Source organism: Shimia litoralis (assembly GCF_005518135.1).
In the GTDB taxonomy this organism is placed as follows: domain Bacteria; phylum Pseudomonadota; class Alphaproteobacteria; order Rhodobacterales; family Rhodobacteraceae; genus Shimia_E; species Shimia_E litoralis.
In genome coordinates, this window is record NZ_SULI01000057.1 from 1 (window position 1) to 1,524 (window position 1,524).

A 1,524-nucleotide genomic window follows, 5' to 3' on the forward strand; every position below is an offset into this window, starting at 1 on the left:
CAGAAGCGCCTGAGGGATCCGTGCCGTTCGCAAGAGCGGCCTGCAGGGCAGTGAGTGCTGCAAGCGGCGCTGTCGCATCACCCGCCATTTGCGCGGCTGCCGCGCGCCAGGTCCCGGCCGAGGCGGAAGCTGCAGTTGCCATATCGCTCAGCCCCAAATCGGGAACCGCAAGCGGATTGTCTGCAAAAGCCTCTACAAAGGCGCCCTTGGCTGCGGTGGCGGCTTGGGAGGCTGCGCCTTCAAAGCGGTTTTCCAGAGCGCCAAGATCGAGATCGGCAATGAGAGCAATACGTCGTTNAAGCATGGCTTCTACGCCAGAGATCATACTGTTGGCCGCTTGGAATGCCAGATCCCCAATGGCAGCCGGCAACAAGCCCCAGATTGCCTTGATCGCACCGAAGGCCCCTTCAAAACTGTTCACGGCGCCATTGGCAAACCCAACCACATCCTCGAGAGCAGATTGCATGGTGGCAGCGACGCTGGCCTTGATATCCCCAAAGCCTGCGGCAACCGAGGCGCCAAAACTGCCCGCGGCAAGCGTCATGCGCTCCCAGACCTCGCTTGCCAGATCGCCCAGAAGCGCCATGGCATTGCCAAACCCGCCTGCGCCGGCGACAAGCCGCGTGAACTGATGCGCCAACTCACCCGCACCCACAATCAGCGCGCCAATCCCGGTGCGAATGAGCGCGCCGCGCAGAACAACCAGGGCTGTGGCAAGCCCCCTGACAGAGAGAGCGGCCTTGCCAAGGCCCAGAACCCAGCGTCCCGCCAGAAACCCGACGAATGTGCCTGCGTAGGTCGTCAGTCGGGCGATATTGTCAAAGAGTGCTGTGATCGCCTGACCGAGTGGCCCTGTGCGACGGCCCATCACCGCCATGGCATTGGCCACAGCTTCCAAGGCAGGCGCTGCAGCCACCGCCAGCTGGTTTGACAGCCCGCGCCAGATGAGACCCAGGCGGGAAATGGCATCATTGGTGCGTTCGATCTGATCGGCATCTTGTTCTGAGACCAGAACACCGAAGGCACGCACATCGTCTGTGGCCCGGCGCAAAGTGGCCGTGTCGATCCGGCTCATGGCGATGGAGCCTTCCTCGCCAAAAAGCTGGCCTGCGACTGCGGCGCGTTCTGCCACCGGTACAAACTTCTCGATGGCCGCATTAATGGCGCCAACGCGTTGATCAAGCGGCAAGGCGATCAGGTCCGTGGCCGAGAGCCCCAAGCGTTCCAGTGCATCGGCAGCAGGACCACTTCCCGCGGCCGCCTGGCTGAGACGACGTGTGAGATCCTTGGTGGCTTGCTCAATGCCCGACATAGACACGCCCGCCAGATCACCCGCGCGCTCCAGTGTCTGGATCGAGGCCACAGTGGTGCCGAGCGATTGGGCCAGCTTGGCCTGCGCATCCACGGACTGAAGCCCCGAGCGCACCATGGCCACGCCCGCCGCAGCGGCAGCGGCTACGGCGGCAGCAGCCGCCACCTTCACACGGCGCGAAAACGCCGCCATGCGCTTATTGGCAGCCTCCA

The 1,524-nt window shown here is 63.6% G+C and carries 1 pseudogene; it reads right to left on the minus strand.

The features are described 5' to 3' along the window. Window positions 1-1,524 (minus strand): annotated as a pseudogene (locus FAP39_RS17275) (phage tail tape measure protein); the annotation flags it as partial.